Origin of the sequence: Streptomyces sp. NBC_00988, from assembly GCF_045162645.1 — a bacterium.
Classification (GTDB): Bacteria; Actinomycetota; Actinomycetes; order Streptomycetales; family Streptomycetaceae; genus Streptomyces.
In genome coordinates this window covers 8752470-8773821 of the sequence record NZ_CP108730.1, presented here as the reverse complement: position 1 = coordinate 8773821, position 21352 = coordinate 8752470, and the positions used below count along the sequence as shown (strand labels likewise).

The following is a 21352-nucleotide window of genomic DNA, read 5'->3' as shown; positions in this document are numbered from 1 at the left end:
GGTACCGCCATGACTGATCCACTTCGGTGCGATGTGCGGCTCGCCCACCGCTTCCGGCCGTCTCCCGATACGGCCTCCTCCGAGGTCACGCTCCCAATTGCAAGCCGTCGGCCGCCTCTTCGACCATGGCGACACCGAGTCGGCCCACCCGTACGGAGAAGGGGGCGCCCGCGATCCGCAACCCGGTCAGGCCGATCTCGCCCAGGGGCGCGCTGCGCACCGGGCGGAGGGTGACCGTGCGTGCGGGGGCGTCGGGGCGGATGCCCGCGAGGGTGGTCAGCAGCAGCACTCCGGCGGCTGCCGCCGTGGCCGCCGGGCGACAGGCCGCAGGATGCGGAAGGGGAGCGCTCCCGTCCGTGCGCTGCTCCCCCGCGTACATCTCGGGGAGCCGGTGTCCGAAAGCCTCGGCCGCGGCGAGGACGCCCCGCAGCAGGGAGGTCGCCTCCTTCTCGTACGTGGCGGCGGCCAGACCCGCGACGGCGATCGCCGTCTCCGCCACCCGCACGGCTCCACTCCGGTGACTGAACGGGCTGTATCCCGGTTCCTTCACGCCCAGTCCGCGCAGCCCCCAGCCCGAGTCCATGGCCGGGGCGCCGAGCAGCCGGGCAAGTTGTTCGGCCCGCACCTTGTCGAGCAGGCCGGGGGCGTACTCGCCGCCACCCAAGAGGCCGGTGTCTAGGAGGTGAGCCGCGGTCGCGCCGAGGTGCGGTACGAGGCGTCCGTCCGGAGATCGAGCCGCTGCCGGGCGACCGCCGCCCAGGTCCCCGATCCAGAAGTCCTCGCGGAAAGCGGTGCGTAACTCCTGGGCCCACTCCCTCAGTTCCGCACCGCCGGGTCTGCCGAACGCGTCGAGCAGATCGGCACCGAGCAGCGCCGCCCGGTGGGCATGGGCCTGTGTCTCGCAGCGGACGGGACCGCTGGGGTGCGGGTCGCGCAGATACGTGCCGTCGCCCACCGTGTTCCGCAGCCAGGTCAGACAGCGCTCGGCGGCCGGGAGTAACTCCCGTGTCTCCTGCTCGGGAAGCCCCCAGCGGCGGGCCTCCGCGAGCAGCACCGGAAAGAGCAGGGTCGCCTCGGTTCCCGTACAACTCGGCGGCAGATGGGCGCCGGCATCACGACGCGGTCCGGGAATCATGCCCAACTGCGTTCCGGCGCGCTGGAGTTGGGTGCGCGAGAGGATCCGCAGTGTGCCCGCGGCGAGCCGCGTACCGAGAGGCAGTGTCATCCGTGCCGCCGTGAGCGACTCCGCCGGTGCCAGCCCGCAGCGCCAGGGTGCCCCCGCCGCGAGGTGCGTGTCGGTGGGGTGCGCGGGGTCGCGCAGCAGCAGTGCCTGGAGATCCTCAATGCTGGTCCGGAGCAGCACGTGGACTCGGGGGTCGTCGCCGGTCGCCCGGGCGGGGGCCAGGGGGCTGGTCGCGCCCTTGCCCACCGCCCGGATCGGTCCCGTGCCGTCCGGCCGTACCCGGAGTTCCACGCTCACCGTGCCGCCCGGTGGCAGTTCGAACTCCCACCGCAGGAGCCCTGCGGAAGCCAGCGCGTCGGCGGGCGGCGGGTCTGCTGTGACCGCCGAGTTCCCGGTGGGGCCGGACCAGCGCAGGCCCGAGTCGTGGACGCTGGCGGGCAGTTCGGGTCCTGTACTGCCTGCGGCGATCGCGCCCAGATCGGCCATGTCGGTGCCGAGCGCCACCTCGACCGGCAGGCGCAGCGGGCGCCAGGAAACGCTGCGCAGGGTGATGCGCTCGGTGCCGTCGGCGTGCCGGGTCCGCTCGACGACGAGGTCCGGGTCCGGGCCGCAGTCCGGGGACACCCGCATGGTCCCCACGAAACGGGCGCGGTCGGCGGCCGTCATCCTGGCCTGCACCGCGAGTGGTTCCCGCCCTGCCACCCGCACCTGACAGCGGGAGAGAACGCGTCGCCCTCCGCGGTAGAACCCCTCCAACCCCCGGCCGTTCAGCTGCCCTTGCTCGGTGGAGACGGCGAGGCCGGGGAGGGCTACGCAGATCAGGGTGGTGTGGGTGGGGGGTAGTTCGAGGGAGCGGCGGGGCGGGGGTGGCTGGGGTCGCGGTGGACTTTGAGGCGGGGAGCCTGGGGAGGCCTGGCGTGGGGAGACGGGAGACGACTGGCGTGGGGACGCGGGCGGGGGTGGGCGGCGGATCTGGCTGGGCGCCCGCCCTTCTGCCGGCGGATGGGACGGTTGCGGCGGGTGCTCGGGATCGGCGATTCCTGTGTCGGACGTGCCCGTGTGCGGGGGCGGGGAGCCGGTGCCCCGGTACTGCGGCGATGAGTTGGTGCCCCGGATCGAACGCGGCTCGGGGACACCGGAGTCAGGGTGGTCGTCGGCGGCGGAGGGCGGAGTCGGCTGGTGCATGGGCGGCTTCTTCTGCGCTCTGTGCGCCTCAGACGTGTTCGGCGCCGGATGGACGGTTCCGGGAGGACAAGGGCTGTCCGGCGACACGACCCGTTCAGGCGTTCCGCCACTCAGGTGAACGGAGCCGGGCTCCTCGTGGTCACGCCCGCAACCTGGGAAGCCGACCGAATGGCGGCGCGGCGGAGAGAGCGCAGAGGGCTGATAGCTCGCGCTGGTCCCCCGGTCCCGGTGACCGCCGAACCCGCGCACGGTCCGTCGGCCGCATGCGCCCGTTTCTCGCGCCGCGTGCCACTCAGCAGGTCCGGCGTCAGCCCGCGCTCTGGGGACACTGACCGCGTGTGGAGTCACCGCCGCCAGCCGCACACCCCGGTGGAGCCAAGCGTGGAACCAAGCTCCGAGCGCACCGGGCCGACCACTGGACCGGCGGGGCTGCCTCCCACTCCCCCAACCCTTGATCACCCGTCCCCCTCAATACCGTTGCCGCCCGGCCGCGGCGCCTCCGAGCAGGTGTCGTAGCGCCGCGAATCCGCCTTCCCAGAGGTACGCGGACGTGTGCTGCCGGGGCGTGCGGTGCCCTGCGCCGGTGTGCGCGGACGGGATCCGTCGGTCCCGGATCGGCGGCCGTTCACGCCCGAGGGATGGGGACGGCCCTCGGCTCCGTCAGCGGTACGGGCGCGCCGCCGACGACGGGGGGCTGCGGGCGAGGCCGCCTCCGGTGTCGGGCCGTCGCCGGGACCGCTCACGCCGTGTTGTGCGGAACCGTCGGCACCCTCCGCGCCGCCGACCAGCCCTCCAGCGTGCGTTGCTTCTCCAACTCCGACCGCCCTTCCAACTCCCGTCGCTCCTCCGGCTCCCGCCGCGCTTCCAACTCCCGTCACGTCTCCGATGCCCGCCGACCCGCCGACTCCCGCCACCTCTCCGATGCTTGCCGCTCCTCCAACTCCCGCCATCCCTCCGGCTCCTGTCGCCCTTCCAACTCCTGTCACCTCTCCGGCTCCCGCCACCTTTCCAACTCCCGTCACCCTCCCGGCGCCCGTCACCTCTCCAACTTCCGTAACCCCCGCCCGCCCCACCCGCTCCGCGCGCAAACACCGCCGAATCGACTCCGGGTCAAGGCCCTCGTTGCAGGCCTGGTGCAAGAGGCAGGCGAACAGGTAGTCGGGGTCCGCGCCCAGGGCCATGGCCAGGGCCTCCCTGGCCTCCAGGTCGTCGCCGGTCGACCAGGCGACCCAGCCGGCGAGGGTGAGAGGGGCCGCGGCGTGTTCGCCGTACGGTCCGACGCAGCGGCGGGCCAACGCGCGCCAGAGGCGCAGGGCCGGTACCGCGTCGTCGCCCTCCATCCATTCGGCGGCGCGGTCGCGGGTCGTGCGGTCCTGGAGGCCGAGGATCAGCGTGGCGGCTTCGTCGTGGGCGAGCAGTGCGTCGTCGCGGAAGTCCGAGTGGAGTGCGCCGGACACCTGCGGTGCCGCGGTGAATCGCCTCATGATCCGCTGGGCCAGATCCAAGGTCTCCTCCGCCACGTCCGCTCGGCTGACGTCGTCGAGGATCCTGGGAACCAGGGTCATACCAGCGGCGTCCAGCGCGACTTCCTGCCGAAGCGCCACAGCCGTTTCCCAGGGCTGCAGCCTGGCCCGCAACTCCCTCAGCGTGCCGCGTACTTGGAGTCCCGCGTAGGTCGCCGCAGCGGCCAGTACGGAAGTGCCGGGCAGGCCCATCGGGGATCCGTTGACCGGGCAACATCCCTCGATCGGGCAGCAGTAGGACCAGAAGCGGCCGTCCGAGATGCAGAGCGCCTCGATCACGGTCACGTCGAGGCGGCCGCACTCGGTGCGCAGCTTCTGCACGAGCGGGCGCAGGCGTTCCATGACCTGGCGCCCCGACTCTCCCGGCGCCGGTTCCTGACAGACGTAGGCGATCATCTGCTCGGGCCGGGTTCCCCTGCGCTCGCTGCCGGTCACCAGGCCGTGGGCCAACTGCCGTGCCACGGACGCCCAGTCGTCGGCGCCGGCGGGAATGCCGAGCCGGGCCCTGCCGCCGAACCGGCCCCGGCCGCCCCGATCGTGCAGGGCGACGAGGACGATGCTGTCCTCGGGGCGGTACCCGAGCAGATAGGGCAGGGCGTCGGCGAGTTCGGCGGGCGAGCGCAGGGTGACTTGGTGCTCGGCGCCGTGTCGCTCGTACGCGGTGGGGTCGATGTCGCCGTTTTCGGAGGATCCGGTCGTTTCGCTGTGGTTCGTCATGCGTCGACGATCTCGCGGATCACAAAATTCCGCTTGAGCCTGTGGATAAGTCCGGTCAGGGACACGCCACATGGGGTCCGACAGGGTCAAGTCGGCCCACATGACCGGGAAATCCGGACCGCCCTCGGCGATCGTGTGATCGCCCCGCGAGGAAGGGGCGACCGACGCGACTCAGCCGCGGCAACCAAAACTCGGCCCTCCCGAGGCGATTCCGTGCCACCGAAGCTCGCCCCGGCCCAGCGCGAATCACCACAACCGCAGGCAGCCATCACCCGCCGACAGGCCGCCTACGACAAGGATCCCGAAAACGAGACCTCAGCCCGCCGCAGCAAGAACCAGAGGAAGCACCTGCTCGCTGCCTGCCCTGCGGAGCAGTCGGGCAGCGACCGCGAGCGTCCAGCCCGAGTCGGTGTAGTCGTCCACGAGCAGGACGGGGCCGGGAGAAGCGGCCAGGGCGTCGGCCAGTTCCCCCGAGACGGCGAAGGCGTCGGACAGGGCCTTGAGGCGCTGGGCCGAGTTGCTGCGGCGTGCCGCGTGCGTGCCGTCCGGTCCGGTGTACGTCAGGGTGCCCAGGAGGGGGAGGCGGCCGATGCTCGCGATGCCCTGGGCGAAGGAACCGACCAACTGCGGGCGGCCCAGGGACGGTACGGCCACGACGCCCACGGGCCGGGCGGAGGCGTCCGCGACATTCGGTGCCCAACCGCCGGGAGAGCGCGCCCAGTCGGCGAGGACCGCCACGGCGGCCTTCAGGACGTCGTCGGGGACCGGGCCGTCGGGCGCGTTCTCGGCCAGCAGCGGGCGCAGCCGGTTGCCCCAGCCGATGTCCGAGAGCCGTCCCAGGGCGCGCCCCGTGGAGCACTGGTCCTTCACCGGGATACGGCCCTTGAGGTCGACACCCAGCGCGGCCATCCCGGTCGGCCACATGCGGCGCGGCTCGACCTCCACGCCCGGGCGGTCCAGTTCCTTCGTCGCCCCCGTCAACGTCTCCGCGGAGACCGAGGAGTCGATCCAGGCGCCCGCGCAGTTGTCGCAGCGGCCGCACGGCACCGCGCCTTCGTCGTCCAGTTGCCGTCGCAGGAACTCCATCCGGCACTGGGAGGTACTCACGTAGTCGCGCATGGCCTGCTGCTCGGCCGCCCGCTGCTTGGCCACCCAGGCGTAACGCTCGGCGTCGTAGGCCCACTCCGCGCCCGTGGCCACCCAGCCGCCCTTCACGCGCTTGACCGCGCCGTCGACGTCCAGGACCTTCAGCATCGTCTCCAGCCGGCTGCGCCGTAGGTCGACCGCCGTCTCCAGAGCCGGCACGGACAGTGGCCGTCCGGCGTCGGCGAGGGCCGAGAGGGTCTGCCGGACCTGCGTCTCGGGCGGGAAGGCCGTATCCGCGAAGTAGCGCCAGATGGCCTCGTCCTCGCGGCCGGGCAGGAGCAGCACGTCGGCGTGGGCCACACCGCGGCCCGCACGACCCACCTGCTGGTAATAGGCGATCGGCGAGGAGGGTGAGCCGAGGTGGACGACAAAGCCCAGGTCCGGCTTGTCGTAGCCCATGCCCAGCGCCGACGTGGCGACCAGGGCCTTGACCCGGTTCTCCTGGAGGTCGATCTCGGCCTGGAGACGGTCGGCGTTCTCCGTCTTCCCGGTGTACGAGGCCACCTTGAAGCCGCGTTGGCGCAGGAAGGCGGTGGCTTCTTCGGCGGCGGCCACGGTGAGTGTGTAGATGATCCCGGAGCCGGTCAGCTCGTCCAGGTGCTCGGCGAGCCATGCCAAACGGTGCGCGGCGTCCGGCAGTTGGACCACTCCCAGCCGCAGGCTCTCCCGCTCCAGCGGGCCGCGGAGCACCAGGGCCTCCCCTGCGCCCGTGCCCAACTGCTCGGCCACATCGGCCGTCACGCGCGCGTTGGCGGTCGCGGTGGTGGCCAGCACCGGTACGCCGGCGGGCAGTTCGCCCAGCATCGCCCGCAGCCTGCGGTAGTCGGGGCGGAAGTCGTGTCCCCAGTCGGAGATGCAGTGCGCCTCGTCGACCACCAGGAGGCCGGTCGTAGCGGCGAGCTTGGGCAGCACCTGGTCGCGGAAGTCGACGGAATTGAGCCGCTCCGGGCTCACCAGGAGGACGTCGGTCTCGCCCCGTTCGACCTCTCCGTAGATGTCGTCCCACTCCTCCGGGTTGGCCGAGTTGATCGTGTGCGCCCGGATACCGGCCCGCGCCGCCGACTCGACCTGGTTGCGCATCAGCGCCAGCAGCGGCGAGATGATCACCGTGGGCCCGGAGCCGCGCCGGCGCAGCAAGGCGGTGGCGACGAAGTACACCGCCGACTTGCCCCAGCCGGTGCGCTGGACCACGAGCGCGCGCCGGCGCTCCTCCACCAGGGCCGCCACCGCCTGCCACTGGTCCTCGCGCAGCCGCGCCGTACCGCTCTGATCACCGACCAGCTCGGCGAGGATGGCGTCGGCTTCGGCACGCAGCTCCTGGTTGCTCATGCCCCCATGCAACCGCACGCCACTGACAACAGCCCAATCCCCCACCGTGACGAAGCGCGCGGAGCCTTGTCGCGCACCCCGTCCGACCGGCCCGCTCTGGACCTTCCGCACCTCGATGGCGTACGAAAGTGTCGTGCTCGAACGTCCCAGGCGTCGCCGGGTGACGCATTGGGTAGGGATATAAGCCGCAGACCATCGGATAAGGGTCTGTGGCCCCATTTGCTCGTTGCCGCATCCCAGTTCGACAGGAAGAATTGGAGTCCGCTCCCCGCACGGCTCGTCCGTGATCCGGTAGGGCTCTGCTGCGGTGTGCGCTCCCCCGAATCCGACCCCGCCCGTAGTGTGGGCGCGTAGCCGAAGGGAGGACCGTGACCTTCGGATTCGCTCCGTCCTCCGCGGCATCCACGTCGACGTCTGCCGACCTGTCCGCCGCTTCCGCCAACCCCCTGGCCCGTCTGCTCGAACCCTCCGAATGGGCCGCCGCCGGAATCCCGTTGCTGCGCAATCCCCGCGAGGTCGTCAGCGGGCTGCACTCCCGGCACCGTCCGAGACCGGCGACAGCGATCGTGGCCGTCCTCGATCCGGACGAGCGGCTGCTCGCGAGCGCCTCGTTCGTCCGGCGGTCCGCCCCGGCCGACGGCTGGATGTTCCGCAACGCGCTGCTCGCGCAGCTGCGCCGCGTCATCCCGCACGATCTGCGCCGCCGCACCCCGGTGCGTACGGCCGTGCTGCTCTACTGCCGTGAGGGCGACGCTCGTTGGACGGAGGAGGACGGCGCGTGGATGTGGGGGCTGCGTGACGCCTGCACCCTGCACGGGCTGCGCTGCGGGGCCTACATCACGCTGACGCGTGACGGCTGGCAGGTGCTCGGCGAGGGACGCGGCGGCCGTAGGCCCAGCGCGGACTCCGCGCCGGAACCTTTCGCCATGTCCGAGGTACCGCCCCTGCTGCCCCGCACCGGCGGCGCAGCCTCGGAGGTCCTGCGCCGCGCCGCGGCCCGCTGACACCCGGTCCGGGCTCCGCGCCCGGACCGCACGGCCCCACCACTGTGGAGTCCTACGACGCCGAGCCGCCCGCACTCCGGTCGCGGCGCACGGGACAGAAGTGCCGCCGCGGTAGGCGCACTTCACCGACCGCAGCAGAAATCCGCGCACGCCGAACGCGTCACCGTGCACAGACCACCGCGACGGCGTTCACCTGGCCGCCGTCGCCCTCCGAGAGCCTTCCGGGAGTTCCCGGAAGGCTCAGACGCCCGCGCCCAGCACCGAGTTGATCTGCTGCGGGTCGCCGCAGACGATCAGCAGGGTGCCGGCCCGGCCGCGGGCCAGGGGCAGGACGGTGGTGGCAACGTCGGCTGCGCCTCCGTTGACGGCGACCACGACGACGGGACGGGACGCCGCCCGGCCGGCGACAGCGGCGTCCGCGTAGAAGACGTCGTCGCGCGCGTCGTGCTGCGCCCAGTAGGAGGCTTCGCCGAAGGACAGTTCGTGGGCGGCCCACGGGTGCGGTTCGCCGGTGGTGATCACCAGCACGTCACCGGGGGTACGGCCCGACTCCAGGAGCAGGTCCAGGGCTTCCTCGGCAGCGTCCAGCGCGCCCTCGGCCGAGGCCGGGATCAGCTGGATCTGCGGGGTCGCCACAGCGGTGTCGGAGGAGGCGGGAACAGCCGGACCCGAGGGTCCGGGCTTGGCCACGGCCACGTCGCGCGGCGTACGTTGCGCCGGCGCCGTGGGCCGCAGGGGGCCGGGGCGACCGGGACGCGACGGAGCCGCGGGGCGGGGGCCGGGTACAGGGCGGGGGGTCGGCGCGACGCGGCCACTGGCCGGAGTGGCGCTGGGACCCTGGGCACTCTCGTGAATCTGAGGCTCCTCGGGAATGAGAGGCATGAGCTGATTTTTATCAAACGCTGGTGCGGCTTGCGGCAGCGGGTGGCACATCAGTGCGAGCGGAACGGTCAGAAGTCGAATCCGAGCTGGCCCTCGATCTTCGGAACGTTTCCCTCCGCCCAACTGCGAGCCTTCTTGAGGTGCCGCCACTGGGGCAGCGCATCAAGATACGCCCACGACAACCGGTGGTACGGGGTGGGCCCCCGCTCCTCCAGCGCGGCCTTGTGCACAGGTGAGGGATACCCGGCGTTGGCCGCGAAAGCGAAGTCTGCATGGTCGATGCCCAGTTCGGCCATCATTTTGTCGCGCTGAACCTTGGCGATCACCGAAGCGGCCGCGACCGCCACGCACGACTGGTCGCCCTTGATCACCGTACGGACCCGCCAGGGGTCCCCGAGGTAATCGTGCTTCCCGTCGAGGATGACCGCGTCGGGGCGTACGGGCAAGGCCTCCAGAGCACGCACCGCGGCGAGCCGCAGCGCGGCCGTCATCCCCAGGTCGTCGATCTCTTCGTGGGAGGCGTGTCCCAGGGCGTACGCCGAGACCCACTTGCGGAGTTCTTCGGCGAGTTCGGTACGTCGTCTGACCGCGATGAGCTTGGAGTCGGTGAGGCCTTCGGGGGGTCGGCGCAGTCCGGTGACCGCCGCGCAGACGGTGACGGGGCCGGCCCACGCACCGCGCCCCACCTCGTCGACGCCGGCAATGACCTTGGCCCCGGTCGTGGCGCGGAGTGAGCGCTCGACGGTATGAGTGGGTGGTTCGTACGGCATGGCGTGCTCAGGGTACGCCGCCCGGACCCGCTCTGCGACACCCGGGTTTCCGCGAGCCCGCCGAAGACCGCTCCGATCCGCCTTCACGCACCGCCGTGCCGGAGCAGCGGAAGCATCAACTGGTCGATCATTTCCTCGATGTCATGGTCGACCCATTCACTGCCGCACATCTTCGAGCGATACATCATCATCGCCGGAATGGCGTCCAGCACATAGCTGTTGGAGGCGTCGGAGCGGACCTCACCTCGCTCTATTCCGCGGTTGATCACCTCCCCGAGCAGTCGGATCGTTGGCTCCACGACCCCTTCGAAGATCACACCGTGGAAGCGCTCCGCCTGGGCGGTGTCGCATTCGTGAATTACCGAGCGCAGGGCGTATCCGGGGCGCGAGTACATCGCGTCGCGCGCCTGCACGCACAACGCCAGCAGGTCCTCGCGCACATTCCCGAGGTCGGGCGCCTCGTTCAGGCGCGGCAGCCCTGCCTGCAGCGCGTCCGCGACGAGATCCTCCTTGGACGACCAGCGCCGGTAGACCGCGGCCTTTCCTGTCTGGGCACCGGCGGCGACGCCTTCCATCGTGAGGGCGTTCCATCCGACCGTGCCGAGTTGTTCCAACGCGGCGTCCAGGATCGCGCGTTCGAGCACGGCGCCGCGGCGTCGGAGGGAGGCCGTCTGAGCGGGGGCGGCCGTCCAGCCCGAAGTAACCATCTGAGTGTCTCCAGCGAGCAGTGGAATGGGGAATTCCGAGGATCGGGGACGGGGATCGGGGATGCGTCACGCGGCAGCGACGGGGACGTGCCGCACGAAGGCGAGTTAAGTGAACGCTTGCGTTCACTGTCGGGGACTCACTACCGTTGACGCGGCAGTGAACGCGAGCGTTCACTAACACACTTGTGGGGGACCCATAGTGACAACCTCTCAGTTGATTCAGCACCCCAAGCCAGGAGCGGCCCGCCGGGAGGGGCATCCCGGCATCGCGCTCGCGGTCATCGCGGCCTGCCAACTCATGGTGGTACTCGACGCGACGATTGTGAACATCGCCCTCCCGCACATTCAAGCCGCACTCAGTTTCAGCACCACCGACCTCACCTGGGTCGTCAGCGCCTACACGCTCACCTTCGGCGGCCTGCTGCTTCTCGGCGGTCGGGCCGGCGACATCCTCGGCCGGCGACGGGTGTTCACCACCGGCATCCTGCTCTTCACCTTCGCCTCGCTGCTCGGCGGTCTCGCCCAGGAACCCTGGCAGTTGCTGGCCGCGCGTGTCCTGCAGGGCATGGGTGGCGCGATCGCGTCGCCCACCTCGCTGGCACTCATCACCACCACGTTCCCCGAAGGGCCGGAGCGGAACAGGGCGTTCGGAGTCTTCGCCGCGGTCTCGGCGGGCGGCGGCGCGATCGGTCTCCTCGCGGGCGGCATGCTCACCGAGTGGCTCGACTGGCGCTGGGTGTTCTTCGTCAACCTGCCGATCGGCATACTGATCGCGGTGCTCACACCGCTGTACATCAACGAGTCCGCACGGCACACCGGCCGCTTCGACATCGCGGGCGCGCTGACCTCGACGGCGGGCATGGCGTCCCTCGTCTACGGCTTCATCCGCGCGGCGGACAAGGGGTGGCGCGACAGCCTGACCATCGGCTCCTTCGCCGCGGCGATCGTCCTGCTGGTGGCCTTCGTGATCACGGAGTCCCGGGCCAAGGAGCCGATCACCCCGCTCCGGATGTTCGCCGACCGCAACCGCTCGGGCACCTACGTGATCATGCTGAGCCTGGCCGCCGCGATGTTCGGCATGTTCTTCTACATCGTGCTCTTCGTGCAGAACGTGCTGGGGTACACCCCGATCCAGGCGGGTCTCGCCTTCCTGCCGGTGACGGTCGTGATCGCGGCCGGCGCGGGGCTGTCCCAGCGGTTCCTGCCGGTGCTCGGGCCACGGCCCTTCATGCTCATGGGCTCGGCGCTCGCGGTGATCGGGCTGACCTGGCAGACCCTCATCAGCTCGGACAGTTCGTACGTCGGCGGAGTGCTCGGCCCGATGCTTGTGTTCGGCTTCGGGATGGGCCTGAACTTCGTGACACTGACGGTGACCGCCGTCTCCGGTGTCGCCCAGCACGAGGCGGGCGCGGCCTCCGCGCTGCTCAACGCCATGCAGCAGGTGGGCGGTTCGCTCGGTCTGTCCATCCTGACCACGGTGTTCGGCTCGGCCAGCAAGGACGAGGCGAAGAAGCAGCTGCCGAAGTTCCTGGCCGACGGATCGGCGGGGCAGAAGGCGGCGTTCTCCGAGTCCCACCAACTGCCCGCGCCATGGGGGCACGAGGTGCTCGCGCACGGCATCGCCACGGCCTTCGTCCCGGCCGCCGCGATGGCCGTACTCGCCCTGCTCACCGCCTGGTTGGTGATCCGGGTCCGCAAGAGCGACCTCGACGCCCTCGCGGGCACGGCGGGTGCGGGAGTCGGCTGACCGCCGGCCGGGCCAGGTCAGGGCCCGACCCACGAACACCGATGAAAACCTCATGACCACACCCCCCAACTGCCGTGTCCTGCCTGTGCGGACTCATGTGTCGCACGGCGACTGCCACGACAACGGGCGGACGGTCACTGAGAGTTCCCGACGGGCACGGAGAGTTTCGGTCGGACGCGGGCGGCGCTGCCCGGGTGGCGAGGTGAGGGCGTCAGACCGACGTCGGAACCCAGCCCGGCAGCACCTCCGTCCGCTCCAGCCACTCGGCCGGCGGCACCCCCGCCTTCCCGGCGGCGATCACACCGCCCACGATGGCGCAGGTGGTGTCCACGTCTCCGCCGACCTGGGAGGTGTCCCAGAACGCCCCCTCGTAGTCGCTGAGGCCCCGCGCGGCCGACCAGAGCGCGAAGGGGACCGTGTCGTGGGCGGACGTACGGCGTCCGCAGCCCAGGACGGCCGCGACGGTGCCGGGGTCGGCGTAGTCGAGCATGTCCCGGGCGCGCCGCAGGCCCGCGCCGACGGCGCTCTTCGGCACGAGTGCGATGACGCCGTCGAGGAGTTCGTCGGCACTGGGCGGGCCGCCGGGGGCCGCGGCCAGCGCGGCTGCCGCGGCGACGGCCATGGCGCCGACCACGGCCTCACGGTGCTGGTGCGTGGGGTAGGCGGAGATCTCCGCCTGGTGGGTGGCCTGCTCGGGGTCGTCCGCGTACCAGGCACCCAGGGGCGCGATGCGCATCGCCGCACCGTTGCCCCATGAACCCTGTCCGTTGAAGAGCGCGGCGGACAGTTCGCGCCAGTCGCCGCCTTCGCGGACGAGGCGCAGGAGCCGGTTGACCGCGGGGCCGTAGCCGCGGTCGAAGTCGTGGTGTTCGGCGAAGGAACGGGCCAGGGCGTCCTGGTCGATGCGGCGGTGGGCTGCCAGGACGGCAACCACGGAGCAGGCCATCTCCGTGTCGTCCGTCCATTGCCAGGGAGTCAGAGGCAGTTCGCGGCGCTTGAGCAGCGGGTGGTTCACGGGGACGAAGAACTGTGAGCCCAGCGCGTCGCCCACGGCGAGTCCCCGCAAGCTGGCCAGGGCGCGGTCCAGGCGCCGGTCGGGAGTGCCGGAAGAGGAGTCAGCGATCATCGGTCCGCCACCCTATCCGGTGATCCCGTACGGCTCCGGGTCCCGCCAGCTGGCGAACGGCCGGTCCAGCGCGTACCTGCCGTCGTCTCCCAGAACGAGCATCCGCATCTCTGCGTTCCCCGGATTCGACAGGGACTCGAACTCCGCGACCGTCCAGTGGAACCAGCGCATGCAGAACAGCCGCATCGCCAGGCCGTGGGTCACCAGGAGCACGTTCGGCGGGTGGTCAGGGGCCTCGAAACTGCGGTACAGGCTCTCCAGGAAGCCGCCCACCCGGTCGTAGACGTCCGCGCCGGACTCGCCCTGGGCGAAGCGGTAGAAGAAGTGCCCGTACGCGTCCCGGTACGCCTTCTGGAGGCGTACGTCGTCGCGGTCCTGCCAGTTCCCCCAGTCCTGTTCGCGCAGCCGGGGCTCCTCGCGCACGCGGACGAGGTCGGGGTCCAGGTGGAAGGCGCGGAAGGTCTCGTGCGTACGGCGGTACGGGGAGACGTACACACTGATGCGCTCGCGGCCGAACACCTCCCGCAACCGCTTTCCGGTCTCCTCCGCCTGTTGCCAGCCCTGGTCGGTCAGCGCCAGGGAATGGTCGGGTTCACGCTCGTACACAGTGTCATCAACATTGCCCGTTGACTCGCCGTGCCGGACAAGGACGATGCGCCGTGGTCGTGCCATGCCGAAACCCTAGATCGAGTGACGGCATATCGAGCACTCGTACGGGCTCCATACGGCGTAGGTCACACGAATTCTGCCCGATCGGCCACATAGGGGCGCACGATTCACACAGTGGGACGCCGGTGACGTCAGTTCGGATTTCAAACCGTCCAGGACGGTTCCAGTTGGACGATGTCCCCCGTGAGGGAATCGATGTCCGCCTCGATCTGGGCCCGCAGGGCGAGCCGCTCGACCCGCTCGGTGCGGTACTTGCCGTGCTCGGCGGCCGAGTGCCACATCGACAGCACCATGAACTCGTGCCCCGGAGCCTCGCCGAACAGCCCGCGGAGCATGCCGGGGGAACCGGCCATCGCCGGGTTCCAGACCTTCTCCTGCATCAGCGTGAAGTGCTCGGCGCGCTCCTCGTGGACACGGCACAGGGCCACCCGCACCAGGTCGGCGTCGGTGAAGCGCGGTTCGAAGCCGGTCTTCACGTCGAAGCGGTGGTCGAACAGCTTGACCTGCGCGTCCTTGAAGGTGCCCGCCTGGGCCGACGCCAGCCGGTCGTGGGATCGGGCCATGAAGGAGTCGTAGAAGGCACGGCTTTCCCAGAACGCAAAAATGTGTGCCACCCCTGGCCGCGCTCTGCTCCAGCCTCCCCCCTGTCCCCGAAATCCCGGCTCCCCCAGAAGCCCCGCCCATTTTCGCTGCCCGCGCTCGAAGCCGCGGCGGTCCACCACGGTGCAGCGAATCCACTTGACCAGCACCGCGCCATCGTAAGGCCACGGAGCGTGGCGCCGGTCACGCTCCGGCTGAGATCGTCGGCGCATGCGCCCCCGCGCGCGTGGCACGATGGACAACGAACGCTGATCGCCCAGTAGTTGGGGCGCGCGATCGAGGCGAACGGGGAAGGGGAACTGTGGTGAACGGCCTCAACAAGGGGATCCGCAAGGCCGAAGTCGGGCTCCAGTGGGATCCGAGTCCCACCGGGCAGCCGCCCGTCGATCTGGACATCGTCGCCACCACGTATGTGGCGGGCGATCTGTACGGCGCTCCCGCGTACGCGGTGCACTTCGACAGCCGCTCGCCCGACGGCACCATCTATCTCAACCGGGACAGCAAGGACGGCAAGGGCTTCGGCTGGGACGAGGTCATGACCCTGGAGCTCGACCGACTGGCCGACCGGTACGCGCGCGTGGTGGTCGGTGTCGTCATCCAACAGCGGGTCGCCCACCGCACGTTCGTCAACGTCCTCAACCCGAAGCTGCGCATCCGCGAGGGGTACACCGTCCTCACCGAGGACGACTTCGGTGACGTCCTCGGTGCTACGGCGGCGACGGTCGGGGAGTTCGTCCGGGACGAGTCCGGAAGCTGGGACTTCCATCCCGGCATCCGGGGCTTCGAGGACGACCCCGCGACCTTCACCAGGACGATGGGCAGGGCGCAGCAGCCCTGAGCCCATCGCGGACGGCGCGTCAGCCGGCGGTCCAGCCCGGGACCGTCGGCAGCACCTCCTCGGCGATACGGAACAGTGCCTCGTCGTCGGGCGGCACGTCGTCCTGACGCCAGATGGATATCTCGAAGGAGTCGCCGCCGTCCTTCCCGCTGGTGGAGACCAGCAGGCTGCGGGCGATGCCCCCAGGGCCCGTACTGGCCTTGCCTCCGCCGAGGTTGAAGCTGATGGCGATGGTCCGGTCCGAGTAGAGAACGGCCGGATGGCCCAGGACCGACTTCAGCTGTGAGGTCGAATCCACGTAGCGGGCCGCCTCGGCGATGGGAACGTCGTCGTAGGACGCCGACAGCCGTACGGAATAGGTCGTCAGGTCCACGTCGGCCTCGGGGCTGGCGATCTTGGTGCCACCGGCGAGCGTCATCCAGCCCGCGCTGCCTCCGGCGGTCTCCGCGTGCTCGTCCGGGGTCCCCAGGAGCACCGGAAGGTCCGTGCGGTTCAGCGCCGTGCAGAGTTGCACCGGCGAGACGTACTTCGCCGGCAGTGTCTTGTCCGTGCTCGCCGTGCAGGTCGCCGGTTTGCTCTCCTGCTGCGCCGTGTTCGGCAGGACTTCCCCGAGTCCCCACATACCGCCTACGACACCCCCGACCACCACCACCGCCGCGACTGCCTGGGCCCCCGCCCTCATACCTCTTTCGGGCTCGACGGAATTGTCGACCATGCCCCCACCCTCCCCTGTGCGCGCGCTATGCGCGTCGAGGGAGATTAACCGCTGATCGTTCCGCTGGGAAACCGGATTCGCCCCCGGCCGGGACATGCTGAGGGCGGTGGCGCCGAGTTTCCGGATCCACCGCCCTGACCAGCTAGTTCACTTCAAGCAGGTGCTCTTGATCAGCTGCAGCCGCTGGTCGAGCCACACCCCTCGCAGATGTAGCAGGAACCGGCCCGCTGCATCTTCGTACCGCAGGAGAAGCAGAGCGGGGCGTCGGCCTGGATGCCCAGCTGCATCTCCACCAGCTCGGCGCTGGTGTGCGCCTGCTGCGTGACGGGCTTGGCCGCCTCGACGACGGCCTTCGGCGCAGCCACGGCCTTCAGCTCCTGGGCGCGCGGCGCGGACTGGGCCAAGCCCTCCACGTCGACCTCGTCCTCGGTCGGCTCGTACGAACCGGTCTCCAGGTGACGCTGGCGCTCCTCGGCGGAGTGGATGCCGAGCGCGGAGCGCGTCTCGAAGGGCAGGAAGTCGAGCGCCAGGCGACGGAAGATGTAGTCGACGATCGACTGCGCCATCCGCACGTCCGGGTCGTCCGTCATACCGGCCGGCTCGAAGCGCATGTTCGTGAACTTCGAGACGTACGTCTCCAGGGGCACGCCGTACTGCAGGCCTACGGAGACCGCGATCGAGAAGGCGTCCATCATGCCCGCGAGGGTCGAGCCCTGCTTCGACATCTTCAGGAAGACCTCGCCGAGACCGTCGTCCGGGTAGGAGTTGGCGGTCATGTAGCCCTCGGCGCCGCCGACCGTGAAGGAGGTCGTGATGCCCGGGCGGCCCTTGGGGAGACGCTTGCGGACGGGGCGGTACTCGACGACCTTCTCGACCGCGGTGCGGATGGTCTCCTCGGCCTTGGCGGTGACCTCGACCTTCTCCTTCTCCTTGGTCTTCGCGGAGAGGGGCTGGCCGACCTTGCAGTTGTCGCGGTAGATCGCGAGCGCCTTGACGCCCATCTTCCACGCCTCGAAGTAGACCTCTTCGACGTCCGCGACGGTCGCCGTCTCCGGCAGGTTGACCGTCTTGGAGAGCGCGCCGGAGATCCAGGGCTGGATCGCGGCCATCATGCGGACGTGGCCCATCGCGGAGATGGAGCGCTCGCCCATGGCGCAGTCGAACACCTCGTAGTGCTCCTGCTTGAGACCCGGGGCGTCGATCACATTGCCGTTGTCGGCGATGTGGGCGACGATCGCCTCGATCTGCTCCTCCTGGTAGCCCATGCGACGCAGGGCCTGCGGGACGGTGCCGTTGACGATCTGCATCGAGCCGCCGCCGACCAGCTTCTTGAACTTGACCAGGGCGAGGTCGGGCTCAAGTCCGGTGGTGTCGCAGGACATCGCGAGACCGATGGTGCCGGTCGGGGCGATGACGGACGCCTGCGAGTTACGGAAACCGTTCTTCTCGCCGAGGCGCAGCACGTCCTGCCAGGACTCCGTGGCCGCGGCCCAGATGGGCGTGTCCAGGTCGTCCGTGCGCGGGGCGACGGCGTTGGCGTCGGCGTGCTGCTTCATGACGCGCAGGTGCGGCTGCTCGTTGCGGGCGTAGCCGTCGTACGGGCCGACGACCGCGGCGAGTTCGGCGGAGCGCTTGTACGACGTGCCGGTCATCAGGGAGGTGATGGCACCGGCGAGGGCACGGCCGCCGTCGGAGTCGTACGCGTGGCCGGTCGCCATCAGCAGGGCGCCGAGGTTGGCGTAGCCGATGCCGAGCTGGCGGAACGCGCGCGTGTTCTCGCCGATCTTCTGCGTCGGGAAGTCCGCGAAGCAGATGGAGATGTCCATCGCGGTGATGACGAGCTCGACGACCTTGGCGAAGCGCTCGACCTCGAAGGACTGGAGGCCCTTGCCGTCGTCCTTCAGGAACTTCATCAGGTTCAGCGAGGCGAGGTTGCACGACGTGTTGTCCAGGTGCATGTACTCGCTGCACGGGTTCGAGCCGTTGATACGGCCGGACTCCGGGCACGTGTGCCACTGGTTGATGGTGTCGTCGTACTGGATGCCCGGGTCGGCGCAGGCCCAGGCGGCCTCGGCCATCTTGCGGAAGAGCTGCTTGGCGTCGACCTCCTCGATGACCTCGCCGGTCATGCGGGACGTCAGGCCGAACTTGTCGCCGTTCTCCACGGCCTTCATGAACGTGTCGTTCACACGGACCGAGTTGTTGGCGTTCTGGTACTGCACCGACGTGATGTCGTCGCCGCCCAGGTCCATGTCGAAGCCCGCGTCACGGAGGGCGCGGATCTTCTCCTCTTCCTTGACCTTGGTCTGGATGAAGTCCTCGATGTCGGGGTGGTCGACGTCCAGGATGACCATCTTGGCCGCGCGGCGGGTGGCGCCACCGGACTTGATGGTTCCCGCGGAGGCGTCGGCGCCGCGCATGAAGGAGACCGGGCCCGAGGCGTTGCCCCCGGAGGAGAGCAGTTCCTTGGAGGAGCGGATGCGGGACAGGTTCAGGCCGGCGCCGGAACCGCCCTTGAAGATCATGCCCTCTTCCTTGTACCAGTCGAGGATGGACTCCATGGAGTCGTCGACGGCCAGGATGAAGCAGGCCGAGACCTGCTGGGGCTGCGGGGTGCCCACGTTGAACCAGACGGGGCTGTTGAAGCTGAAGACCTGGTGCAGGAGGGCGTACGCCAGCTCGTGCTCGAAGATCTCGGCGTCGGCGGGCGAGGCGAAGTACTTGTGGTTCTCGCCGGCCTTCCGATACGTCTTCACGATGCGGTCGATGAGCTGCTTGAGGCTCACCTCGCGCTGCGGGGTGCCCACGGCACCGCGGAAGTACTTGCTGGTGACGATGTTGACCGCGTTCACCGCCCACTCGGCGGGGAACTCGACGCCACGCTGCTCGAAATTGACCGAGCCGTCGCGCCAGTTGGTCATGACGACGTCACGACGCTCCCACTCCACCTCGTCGTACGGGTGTACGCCGGGGGTGGTGTGAATACGCTCGATGCGCAGTCCCTTGGTGGCCTTGGTGCCCTTCGCGCGGGAACCTCGTGCCGGACCGCTCGCCGTCTCTGTCATGCCGCCTCCCTCTACAGGCAAAAACGCCTGAAAATGCCACGATGTTCCCGTGGCAGAGTGTTTGTCTGATGCCGCGGGCGCCCACAGCTCATGGCCCCGCAACAAGTCCTGGTTCGCCGCCGCCCGGCCGGACCCGGGGTCTCCGCCCGGTTCCGGCCCGTCGGTCAGTCGGCGGAGTGGGCGGGCACGGGGACCTGAACAGTCCCGCCGGTCCCGCCGTCGTCTTCCTGGCTCCCCGATACCGCGTCTTCGTCGTCCGCGGCGGGGCCTGGGGTCACTTCGCGCAGTTCCACGATCGCGGCCTCGAAGTCCTCAAGGGAGTTGAACGCCCTGTAGACGGAGGCGAATCGCAGATAGGCGACGAGGTCTAGCTCCTGCAACGGGCCGAGTATGGCCAGCCCGACGTCATGGGTGGTCAGTTCGGCGCTTCCGGTGGCTCGCACCGCTTCTTCGACCCGCTGGCCGAGCTGGGCGAGTGCGTCCTCGGTGACAGGCCGTCCCTGGCATGCCTTGCGCACACCGTTGATGACCTTGGTACGGCTGAAAGGCTCGGTGACCCCGGACCGCTTGACCACCATGAGCGAGCACGTCTCCACGGTCGTGAAACGACGGGAGCAGTCAGGGCACTGGCGGCGCCGGCGGATCGACGTGCCGTCATCGGTCGTACGGCTGTCGACGACACGGCTGTCGGGGTGCCTGCAGAAGGGGCAGTGCATGGTCTCCAACCCTCCCTCGCAGCAGACTCAATAGCCTCGTGAGACCCCTTGGGCCTCTCGAAGCAGCCCCAAGCATAGGCGATGACCGAGACTCTGGAGACCCGGGGGACCACAACTTCTGGGCTGCTGCCGCAATCCAACCACTAGATGTGGTGATTGGCTCACACAAACACGCCGTACGCGCGTGTCGCGCCCGCATTGGCATGTGCCATACGACCGTCCCGCCACCCCGAACACGCTGGCGCACAGCCGTACCGCCAGGCCACTTACGGAGATACCGTGAGCGCGGCACGGAGGAGGCGTGGGGCTCCCGCACAGAACGGGACCGGCCCCCGACTGCCTGGACACCGGGTGGCAGACTGAGGCGACAACTCACAAGGTCACCACCACGGCGGCGAAGAGTACAACAATGAGCTCTTTTGTCCGCCAGGTGCCGCGTTAGCCATACACCCAGACGCATGATCGCGACAGGCTATCTGCACTTTTTCACTCGAACGTGTGTTTGGCGCAACCTTTCGAAAGCAACTACCGTTGTCCAGCAGGGAGACCATCGAGAGGGGCCGACGTGACCACCACCGCAGACAGTGCCACCATCACTGCCCAGGATCGCTCCCAGGGCCGACTCGAGCCGGTGCATGCAATGAACGAAGCCGCGAATCCCGAGGGACAGAAGCGCTCCCTGCCGGGCCGACCTCCCGGTATCCGGGCGGACAGCTCGGGGCTCACGGACCGGCAGCGCCGGGTGATCGAGGTCATCAGGGACTCGGTGCAGCGACGGGGCTACCCACCGTCGATGCGCGAGATCGGCCAGGCCGTGGGCCTGTCCAGCACGTCCTCGGTCGCACACCAGCTGATGGCACTGGAGCGCAAGGGCTTCCTGCGCCGCGACCCGCACCGCCCGCGCGCGTACGAGGTCCGCGGCAGCGACCAGTCCTCGTCGGTGCAGCCCACGGACACCGCGGGCAAACCCGCCGCGTCGTACGTCCCCTTGGTGGGCCGGATCGCCGCCGGTGGCCCGATCCTCGCCGAGGAGTCGGTCGAGGACGTCTTCCCCCTCCCCCGCCAACTGGTCGGTGACGGTGAGCTGTTCGTCCTCAAGGTCGTCGGTGACTCGATGATCGAGGCCGCGATCTGCGACGGCGACTGGGTCACCGTGCGCCGCCAGCCGGTCGCCGAGAACGGTGACATCGTGGCCGCCATGCTGGAGGGCGAGGCCACCGTCAAGCGCTTCAAGCGCGAGGACGGCCACGTCTGGCTCCTCCCGCACAACTCCGCCTACGAGCCCATCCCCGGCGATGACGCGACGATCCTCGGCAAGGTGGTGGCAGTGCTGCGGCGCGTGTGACGGCTGCGGCGGGCGGGGCCTCATCGGCCCGGCCCCCTGACCGGACCCCGGGACCCCTGCGCCGGTTCCGGGGTCCTGTGCTGTC

General features: G+C 69.9%; 16 protein-coding genes. 4 read left to right on the top strand and 12 right to left on the bottom strand.

Annotated features, from left to right (window positions below; translation table 11 throughout):
* Positions 1 to 85 precede the first annotated feature (85 nt).
* The 3 genes from OG496_RS40255 to OG496_RS40245 form a co-directional block, all read right to left on the bottom strand.
* The gene (locus OG496_RS40255; protein WP_405974348.1) at positions 86 to 2368 is read right to left on the bottom strand and encodes a glycogen debranching N-terminal domain-containing protein; all 2283 of its coding nucleotides are present in this window, start codon (positions 2366 to 2368) and stop codon (positions 86 to 88) included.
* Between the two features lie 455 nt (positions 2369 to 2823).
* Positions 2824 to 4608 carry a DUF4192 family protein gene (locus OG496_RS40250; RefSeq protein WP_405974347.1) on the bottom strand — a complete coding sequence of 595 codons (1785 nt, stop codon included), beginning with the start codon at positions 4606 to 4608 and terminating at the stop codon, positions 2824 to 2826.
* A gap of 315 nt (positions 4609 to 4923) precedes the next feature.
* Positions 4924 to 7083 carry a RecQ family ATP-dependent DNA helicase gene (locus OG496_RS40245; RefSeq protein WP_405974346.1) on the bottom strand — a complete coding sequence of 720 codons (2160 nt, stop codon included), beginning with the start codon at positions 7081 to 7083 and terminating at the stop codon, positions 4924 to 4926.
* A gap of 368 nt (positions 7084 to 7451) precedes the next feature.
* On the opposite strand from OG496_RS40245, the gene OG496_RS40240 reads away from it, so the two are divergent.
* Positions 7452 to 8087, top strand: coding sequence for a hypothetical protein (locus OG496_RS40240; RefSeq protein WP_329349201.1), 636 nt, complete (start codon positions 7452 to 7454; stop codon positions 8085 to 8087).
* 240 nt (positions 8088 to 8327) lie between these two features.
* Here OG496_RS40240 and OG496_RS40235 read toward each other — a convergent pair whose 3' ends face one another.
* The 3 genes from OG496_RS40235 to OG496_RS40225 form a co-directional block, all read right to left on the bottom strand.
* Positions 8328 to 8969, bottom strand: coding sequence for a hypothetical protein (locus OG496_RS40235; protein WP_405974345.1), 642 nt, complete (start codon positions 8967 to 8969; stop codon positions 8328 to 8330).
* Positions 8970 to 9037: 68 nt separating this feature from the next.
* Positions 9038 to 9739 (bottom strand): ribonuclease HII, encoded by a 702-nt coding sequence (locus OG496_RS40230; protein WP_033286212.1) that lies wholly within the window; start codon positions 9737 to 9739, stop codon positions 9038 to 9040.
* Positions 9740 to 9822: 83 nt separating this feature from the next.
* A complete protein-coding gene (locus OG496_RS40225; protein ID WP_405974344.1) occupies positions 9823 to 10446 on the bottom strand; it encodes a TetR/AcrR family transcriptional regulator in 624 nt (207 codons plus the stop codon).
* 199 nt (positions 10447 to 10645) lie between these two features.
* Between OG496_RS40225 and OG496_RS40220 the strand changes: the two genes are divergently transcribed.
* Positions 10646 to 12193: an MFS transporter gene (locus OG496_RS40220; protein ID WP_405974343.1), complete on the top strand. Its 1548-nt coding sequence runs from the start codon at positions 10646 to 10648 to the stop codon at positions 12191 to 12193.
* Positions 12194 to 12404: 211 nt separating this feature from the next.
* Here the strand turns inward: OG496_RS40220 and OG496_RS40215 are convergent, their stop codons facing one another.
* From OG496_RS40215 to OG496_RS40205, 3 genes are all read right to left on the bottom strand, one after another.
* Positions 12405 to 13319: an ADP-ribosylglycohydrolase family protein gene (locus tag OG496_RS40215; RefSeq protein ID WP_405974342.1), complete on the bottom strand. Its 915-nt coding sequence runs from the start codon at positions 13317 to 13319 to the stop codon at positions 12405 to 12407.
* A 12-nt stretch (positions 13320 to 13331) separates the two neighbouring features.
* Complete coding sequence (locus OG496_RS40210; RefSeq protein WP_366493382.1) at positions 13332 to 13991, bottom strand: histidine phosphatase family protein; 660 nt, start codon at positions 13989 to 13991, stop codon at positions 13332 to 13334.
* 140 nt (positions 13992 to 14131) lie between these two features.
* Entirely contained in the window at positions 14132 to 14737 is a 606-nt protein-coding gene (locus tag OG496_RS40205) for a YdbC family protein (RefSeq protein ID WP_366493383.1), read from the bottom strand.
* Positions 14738 to 14892: 155 nt separating this feature from the next.
* Here OG496_RS40205 and OG496_RS40200 point away from each other — a divergent pair, with 155 nt between their 5' ends.
* Complete coding sequence (locus tag OG496_RS40200) at positions 14893 to 15426, top strand: TerD family protein (protein WP_366493384.1); 534 nt, start codon at positions 14893 to 14895, stop codon at positions 15424 to 15426.
* Positions 15427 to 15445: 19 nt separating this feature from the next.
* On the opposite strand, the gene OG496_RS40195 is transcribed toward OG496_RS40200, so the two are convergent.
* The 3 genes from OG496_RS40195 to nrdR all read right to left on the bottom strand — a co-directional run bounded on the left by OG496_RS40195 (position 15446) and on the right by nrdR (position 19922).
* Positions 15446 to 16141 carry a DUF6215 domain-containing protein gene (locus OG496_RS40195; protein ID WP_405974341.1) on the bottom strand — a complete coding sequence of 232 codons (696 nt, stop codon included), beginning with the start codon at positions 16139 to 16141 and terminating at the stop codon, positions 15446 to 15448.
* Between the two features lie 170 nt (positions 16142 to 16311).
* On the bottom strand, positions 16312 to 19206 hold the full coding sequence (locus tag OG496_RS40190; RefSeq protein ID WP_405974340.1) for a vitamin B12-dependent ribonucleotide reductase: 2895 nt from the start codon (positions 19204 to 19206) through the stop codon (positions 16312 to 16314).
* 164 nt (positions 19207 to 19370) lie between these two features.
* Positions 19371 to 19922, bottom strand: coding sequence for a transcriptional regulator NrdR (gene nrdR, locus OG496_RS40185; RefSeq protein WP_399396853.1), 552 nt, complete (start codon positions 19920 to 19922; stop codon positions 19371 to 19373).
* A 565-nt stretch (positions 19923 to 20487) separates the two neighbouring features.
* On the opposite strand from nrdR, the gene lexA reads away from it, so the two are divergent.
* Positions 20488 to 21267, top strand: coding sequence for a transcriptional repressor LexA (gene lexA / locus OG496_RS40180; protein WP_366493388.1), 780 nt, complete (start codon positions 20488 to 20490; stop codon positions 21265 to 21267).
* Positions 21268 to 21352 lie beyond the last annotated feature (85 nt).

Coding starts and splice junctions, on each gene's coding strand:
- OG496_RS40255 (WP_405974348.1), bottom strand. CDS start 2,368: ATGCACCAGCCGACTCCGCCCTCCGCCGCCGACGACCACCCTGACTCC.
- OG496_RS40250 (WP_405974347.1), bottom strand. CDS start 4,608: ATGACGAACCACAGCGAAACGACCGGATCCTCCGAAAACGGCGACATC.
- OG496_RS40245 (WP_405974346.1), bottom strand. CDS start 7,083: ATGAGCAACCAGGAGCTGCGTGCCGAAGCCGACGCCATCCTCGCCGAG.
- OG496_RS40235 (WP_405974345.1), bottom strand. CDS start 8,969: ATGCCTCTCATTCCCGAGGAGCCTCAGATTCACGAGAGTGCCCAGGGT.
- OG496_RS40230 (WP_033286212.1), bottom strand. CDS start 9,739: ATGCCGTACGAACCACCCACTCATACCGTCGAGCGCTCACTCCGCGCC.
- OG496_RS40225 (WP_405974344.1), bottom strand. CDS start 10,446: ATGGTTACTTCGGGCTGGACGGCCGCCCCCGCTCAGACGGCCTCCCTC.
- OG496_RS40215 (WP_405974342.1), bottom strand. CDS start 13,319: ATGATCGCTGACTCCTCTTCCGGCACTCCCGACCGGCGCCTGGACCGC.
- OG496_RS40210 (WP_366493382.1), bottom strand. CDS start 13,991: ATGGCACGACCACGGCGCATCGTCCTTGTCCGGCACGGCGAGTCAACG.
- OG496_RS40195 (WP_405974341.1), bottom strand. CDS start 16,141: ATGGTCGACAATTCCGTCGAGCCCGAAAGAGGTATGAGGGCGGGGGCC.
- OG496_RS40190 (WP_405974340.1), bottom strand. CDS start 19,206: ATGACAGAGACGGCGAGCGGTCCGGCACGAGGTTCCCGCGCGAAGGGC.
- nrdR (WP_399396853.1), bottom strand. CDS start 19,922: ATGCACTGCCCCTTCTGCAGGCACCCCGACAGCCGTGTCGTCGACAGC.